General features: G+C 57.8%; 7 protein-coding genes. 1 reads left to right on the top strand and 6 read right to left on the bottom strand.

The features are described from left to right. The coding region (locus JXO48_12555; GenBank protein MBN2284710.1) for a hypothetical protein at positions 1–181 on the top strand (181 nt) is incomplete at its 5' end. A gap of 77 nt (positions 182–258) precedes the next feature. Here the strand turns inward: JXO48_12555 and JXO48_12550 are convergent. The 6 genes from JXO48_12550 to JXO48_12525 form a co-directional block, all read right to left on the bottom strand. Then, positions 259–879, bottom strand: a complete 621-nt coding sequence (locus JXO48_12550) for an HAD family hydrolase (GenBank protein MBN2284709.1) — start codon at positions 877–879, stop codon at positions 259–261. Positions 880–884: 5 nt separating this feature from the next. Continuing rightward, positions 885–1,922 carry an S-methyl-5-thioribose-1-phosphate isomerase gene (mtnA, locus tag JXO48_12545; GenBank protein MBN2284708.1) on the bottom strand — a complete coding sequence of 346 codons (1,038 nt, stop codon included), beginning with the start codon at positions 1,920–1,922 and terminating at the stop codon, positions 885–887. Then, positions 1,919–3,352: an Asp-tRNA(Asn)/Glu-tRNA(Gln) amidotransferase subunit GatB gene (gene gatB / locus JXO48_12540; GenBank protein ID MBN2284707.1), complete on the bottom strand. Its 1,434-nt coding sequence runs from the start codon at positions 3,350–3,352 to the stop codon at positions 1,919–1,921. The genes mtnA and gatB overlap by 4 nt, the downstream gene beginning before the upstream one ends. Then, a complete protein-coding gene (gatA, locus tag JXO48_12535; protein MBN2284706.1) occupies positions 3,352–4,809 on the bottom strand; it encodes an Asp-tRNA(Asn)/Glu-tRNA(Gln) amidotransferase subunit GatA in 1,458 nt (485 codons plus the stop codon). The genes gatB and gatA overlap by 1 nt, the downstream gene beginning before the upstream one ends. Before the next feature lie 10 nt (positions 4,810–4,819). Continuing rightward, on the bottom strand, positions 4,820–5,107 hold the full coding sequence (gene gatC, locus JXO48_12530; protein ID MBN2284705.1) for an Asp-tRNA(Asn)/Glu-tRNA(Gln) amidotransferase subunit GatC: 288 nt from the start codon (positions 5,105–5,107) through the stop codon (positions 4,820–4,822). Between the two features lie 81 nt (positions 5,108–5,188). Next, a complete protein-coding gene (locus tag JXO48_12525) occupies positions 5,189–6,238 on the bottom strand; it encodes a histone deacetylase (protein ID MBN2284704.1) in 1,050 nt (349 codons plus the stop codon). Positions 6,239–6,335 lie beyond the last annotated feature (97 nt).

Below are 6,335 nucleotides of genomic sequence, written 5' to 3'. Positions count from 1 at the left end.
TTTCATAACAACCTCCTTGTGTTCAATTGTTATTGATTCATGGAAACGGATGCCGACAAGTCTTCCGACACAGGACCACACCGAGGGAAGGGACGGCGAACGGGATATCCACTCTTCACGGATCGCCCCGGTGGAAAAAGCGTATCACCTCTGCATGTACGTGATGATAGGTTTTTTATAGCGGTTTTATGGATACAGGTCAAAAGGAAAGTGGAAACTTCAGCGGTTCTGAACTGTTACATTTTTGAGACGTTTGTTCTATTCTCCCAGTGCCAGCAGCTCGGCGGGAGTCTCGATGATATGGTCGGGATGAGCCGTTTCAAGCCGCGAACGGGAATGCCAGCCCCAGGTGACGGCCACGGTCCTGACCCCGGCGGCCTTCGCCTCCCTGATATCTCCCGTGGTGTCGCCGATGAAATAGGTTTCCTCCGGTGTTTTCCGCCATTTTTCCATGGCATGACGTATCTTTTTGACCTTGCTGTACATGAAGTCGGCGCCGAGAATTTCCCGGAAACATTCGATACAGGAATATTTCGACAGTATCAGTTCTATGGTCCGCCTCGAATTGGATGAGACGATCAGGAGGATATGGTCCCCGGCAAGTTTCTCTATGACGGGGAAGCATTCCTCGAAAGCCTCTATCGTCGTGTGATCAAGCCGCGGTGCCACGGTCTTCGCCGCCCGCCCCAGGGCTTCGAGGTCGAAACCACGTTTCCGGATCGATACATAGAAATTGTCGTCATAGAGGTCCATGAACTCTTCCCGGTCCCGGGCGATGGTCCGGCCGATCTCCTCAGAGTAGAGCCGCGCCACTTCCTCGTAAAATTCAAGGGAGTCGACGATCACACCGTCAAAATCAAAGAGGAAGAGCTTTTCCATGGGGATCATCCTTCAAACAGACGCCCGATCGCGTCTTCATAAGGAGGGTGGGCCGTTCCCGCTTCGGTGATGATGGTCGTGATCAGTTCGCCCGGCGTTATGTCAAAGGCAGGGTTATAGACGGCGACACCCGCGGGGGCCACCGGGATCCCCCTCCATACCGTAACCTCGGTACCGTTCCGCTCCTCAACGGGGATCGCGGAACCATCGGGGATCGAACGGTCAATGGAGGACCGTGGCGCCGCCACATAAAAAGGGATGCCGTGTTCCTCGGCCAGAACGGCAAGGCTGTATGTTCCGATCTTGTTCGCCGTATCACCGTTCGCGGCGATCCGGTCGGCACCGACGATCACCATGTTCACTTTCCCCTGCTTCATGGCCCAGCCGGCCATGTTATCGGTGATAAGGGTCGCCGGGATTTTCTCCCTCATCATTTCCCAGGCGGTGAGCCGGGCCCCCTGAAGAACGGGCCTGGTTTCATCAATGAAGACATGGACCTTTTTCCCTTCATCCCGGGCGGTCCGGATGATACCGAGTGCCGTCCCGTGCCCTCCCGTTGCCAGGGCGCCGGCGTTGCAGTGGGTGAGAATGGAATCACCGTCGGCTATAAAGGCGCTTCCTATTTCACCGATCCGCCGGTTCGCGGCGATATCTTCTTCCAGAACATGACAGGCTTCGTCGACCAGGGCCTTTTTCAGGGACATGATGCTCGATCCGGCACCGGTCTCAAAACATCGTTTCATCCGGTCGATCGCCCAGAAGAGATTGACCGCCGTCGGCCGGGTCCGGGCGAACTCATCACAGATCCGGTAAAATCGCACCCGCAGGTCATCCATGGATTCCGCCGGCAGCACGGACGTACCGAGGGCGATGCCCATGGCGGCGGCGATCCCCACGGCGGGCGCGCCGCGCACGGTCAGATCATTGATGGCCGCCACAACATCATGGTAATCACTGAAGGTCAGGTATTCCTCACGGTCCGGAAGGAGCTTCTGGTCGATCATCACGACCCGGCCCGCTTCCCAGTAGATCGGTCGTATCATGATCCCGACAGTTTCCTTTTCAGAATATCATTCACGATACCGGGGTTGGCCTTGCCTCCGGTTTCCTTCATGGTCTGACCGACAAAGTACCCGAAAAGGGCCTCTTTCCCCGCCTTGAACTGGGCGTACTGTTTCGGGTTCGCCTTCAGGACCTCATCAATGACCTTCTCGATGGCCTCAGCATCGGTGATCTGTTCCAGGCCCTTTTCCTCTATGATGTCCTGCGGTGTTTTACCGGTCTTCCACATTTCCTCGAAGATATCCTTGGCGATCTTTCCGCTGATGGTACCCTCTTCGATGGCATTGATCAGGCTGGCGAGCGACCGCGGAGCGACAGGGCTTTCCGCCACGAGACGCTTCTCCTCGTTCAGCCAGCGCAGAAAATCACCCATGACCCAGTTGCTCGCGATCTTCGGTTTCCCGGTGAGCCCCGCCACCTCTTCGTAGAAATCCGCCAGCGCCCGGTTCGCCGTCAGGACCGCCGCGTCATAGGGCGGGATCTCGTATTCCCTCACAAAACGTTCGCGTTTCTCCAGGGGAAGCTCAGGCAGCGACGCCTTCAGTTCCGCTATCCATTCATCCGACAGGGAGAGGCTCACCAGGTCGGGGTCCGGAAAATATCGGTAGTCGTGGGCCTCCTCCTTGCTCCGCATCGAGTGGGTGACGCCGTGACGGTCGTCCCAGAGCCGTGTTTCCTGGACCACGGAACCGCCTGACTCCAGAATGCGGGTCTGTCTCTCGATCTCATACTCCAGCGCGTGCTGCACGTTTCTGAAGGAATTCATGTTTTTCAGTTCCGTCCTCGTGCCGAACCGCCCGGCACCACGGGGACGGATCGACACGTTGGCATCACAGCGAAAGTTCCCCTCCTCCATGTTCCCCTCACAGATGTCAAGGTATACGAGGATCTCATGAAGCCTCCGGAGGTAGGCCGCACCTTCCTCGGCGCTTCGCATGTCGGGCTCGCTGACGATCTCGATGAGGGGAACGCCCGAACGGTTGAAATCCACATAACTGAGCGGCTGTTCCTCGTCGTGAACGAGCTTGCCCGCGTCTTCCTCCATGTGGATACGCGTGATGCCGATGCGTTTCTTCCCACCCTCCAGTTCAATGTCGACATAGCCGTGCTCGGCGATGGGATAGGCGTACTGCGAGATCTGGTAGCCCTTGGGAAGGTCGGGATAGAAATAATTCTTTCGGGCGAACTCGCTGAAGGAATTGATACGGCAGTGAGTGGCAAGCGCCATTTTTACGGTATACTCGACGACCTTCCGGTTCAGAACGGGCAGCACTCCCGGCAGGCCGATGCAGATGGGACAGGTATTGCTGTTGGGGACATCTCCGAATCCGGTCGAGCAACCGCAGAATATTTTCGTATCCGTTGAGAGCTGGGCATGCACTTCCAGCCCGATGACAGGTTCGTATTCCATTATAACGCCGGTCTCCTTTTCTCTCCTTCTGACGCTCGCTCATAGGCCGCGGCGGCCTGGATGAGCATGCCCTCCTGAAAGTGACCCGCGAGAAACTGGACCCCCACGGGAAGTCCGTTCCCCGTGTACCCGCAGGGTACCACCAGTCCCGGTATTCCAGCCAGGTTGACGGAGAGGGTGAATATATCGGAAAGGTACATCTGGAGAGGGTCATCCGTCTTTTCACCGATCCGGAAGGCAGCCGTCGGGCAGGTCGGCGTCAGGATGATGTCACATTCCTTGAAGGCCCGGTCGAAATCGTCACGGAGAAGCCGCCGCACCTGCGAAGCCTTCTTGTAATAAGCATCGTAATACCCCGCCGAGAGGGCGTAGGTGCCGATCATGATCCGCCGCTTCACCTCGTCACCGAAGCCCGCCGAGCGCGTTGCCTTGTACATCTGCAGCAGTTCCGTCTCGCCGGCGGCCCGGAAACCGTAGCGGACACCGTCGAATCGGGCAAGATTGGAGCTCGCCTCAGAGGGCGCGATGATGTAGTAGATGGCAACACAGTATTCCGTGTGTGGAATGGAGATCTCCCGGCACCGCGCACCCAGGGCCTCCATGGTGGAAACGGCCTTTTTCACCGCCGTTTCGACCTCGGGATCGATCCCCTCGGTAAAGTATTCCCGGGGAATGCCCACGGTCCAGCCCTCGATACCCCGGTCCACGAACCGGCGGTAGTCGGGGACATCCGCAGGAACCGATGTAGATTCCCTCGGGTCGTATCCGGATATGACGTTCATCATGATGGCGCAGTCCTCAACGTCCTTCGTCAGGGGACCGATCTGGTCGAGTGAGGAGGCAAAGGCGACAAGGCCGTACCGAGACACGCGCCCATAGGTCGGTTTCATCCCTACCACGCCGCAGTGCGACGCCGGCTGCCGTATGGAACCGCCCGTATCGGACCCCAGGGCCGCGATGCATTCGTCCGTTGCCACAGCCACGGCAGAACCGCCGCTGGAACCGCCGGGGATACGCTCCAGGTCCCAGGGATTGCGGGTCACGCCAAAACAGGACATCTCCGTTGACGAGCCCATGGCGAATTCATCCAGGTTCGTTTTCCCCGTGAATACGGCACCGGCGGCGCGCAGCTTCTCGACGACCGTGGCGTCATAGGGAGGAATGAAGTTTCCGAGGATACGGGACGCGCAGGTGGTCCTCACGTCCTTCGTACACATATTATCCTTCAGCGCTACGGGAATGCCCGTCAGTTCCCGGAACTTCCCCTCACTGATATCCCTGTCGGCCTGTTCGGCCATGGCGAAGGCGTCGTCCCGGGTGAGGGTGATGTAGGCATGGACCTTATCCTCAACGGCATCTATCCGATTGAAGACCGATTCCGTTAACTCAGTGGCCGTCACCTTCCCGTCCCGAAGGAGCGTCTGTAATTCGTGGATCGTTAAACTGCTGCTTTCCATGGTGTTCCTCTTATTCGATAACGCGCGGCACCTTGAAACAATCACCGGCATCGTCGGGGGCGTTCGCCAGGCTCGCCTCCGTTCCAAGGGATTCCTGCCGGACATCATCCCTCAGGGCGTTCTCCAGCGATATGGCATGGGTCATGGGCTCGATGCCGCCCGTGTCGATCCTGTTCAGGATATCCATGTACAGCAGGATATCGTTGAGCTGGGACGTGAACATGTCCTTTTCTTCCTCGGAAATGGTGAGCCGCGCGAGATGGGCTACGTGCTCAACTTCCGCCTTTGTCAATTTCACGTGATGGCCTCCATATATATAAAATAAGTGCCTGAGTGCAAAGCTGTTTTATCCTTCTTCTTCCAATTTTCGTTTCACGTCTCAGAACACCTGCCAGAGGGGCTTGATCTGTTCGATCACCTTTTGAATGATCGGGTCGATGCTCCGCCGGTCCGATTCGTTGTCCAGCCGTGCCAGGAAATCCTCCGAAACCATCGTGTCGTTCCTCATTTCCTTCAGGACGGCCTTCACCCCCTGGGCCTGACCGTCGATATTATAGCCTCCCTCAAGGGTTATCACGAAGCGGCCGTCGCAACAGGCATCGGCGATATTCATCAGGATGCGGGTCAGGCTCGCAAAGCCGGGAACGGACAGGTTCATGCCTCCCAGAGGGTCCTTGCGGTAGATATCGAACCCCGCCGAGAGGAGAACCAGGTCGGGCCGGTACGCGTGGGCGACAGGTTCCAGGATCTGCCTGTATATCCGGACGTATTCGCCGTCACCGGGACCACGCGGAAGGGGAACATTGATCGTGTACCCCAGACCGTCCCGCGATCCGATCTCCGCAATGCGCCCCGTCCCGGGATAAAAGGGATACTGGTGGGTTGAAAAATACAGCACCCGCGGTTCCGTGTAGAAAGAGTGCTGCGTGCCGTTGCCGTGATGCAGGTCCCAATCGACAATGAGAACGCGTTCCATCCGCAGCTTTTTCAGCGCGAGCCGGGCGCCGATGGCGATATTGTTGAATATGCAGAACCCGGCGGCGCCGTCAGCTTCGGCATGATGGCCGGGGGGGCGGACCAGTGCGAAAGCATTCCTCAGTTCACCGGCGGCAACACGTTCGACCGCGTTCAGAAACCCGCCTGCCGCCAGCAGCGCCGTCTCGTATGACCTCGGCGATGTCTGGGTATCCACGTCAAGGGAGGCATGGCGTTTTCCCGCCGTTCCGGCGACAAGGTCGACATACCATGCTGAATGGTTCATGGCGATCTCATCGCGAGTGGCGAACCGGGACTCCACGGAAACGAACCGGTCCCTCATATCCTCCCCGTCAAGTATGGTGTAGATCGCTTCGAGCCGTCTCGGAGACTCCGGGTGGTAGGACCCCGGGTCGTGATCGAGATACCGGCGGTCCCGGACAATTCCCGTCATTGAGTCCATAACGCCACCATCCCTGTTTTCATTGCAAAGAACGGAGATTTTTAACACAGGCACATATGAAATGCAATCCATGAAAACAGATTGACAA

Source organism: Deltaproteobacteria bacterium (assembly GCA_016933965.1).
Lineage (GTDB): Bacteria > Desulfobacterota > Syntrophia > Syntrophales > UBA2210 > JAFGTS01.
Note: the sequence above shows the minus strand (reverse complement) of the source record. Positions and strands in the feature narration are given on the sequence as shown.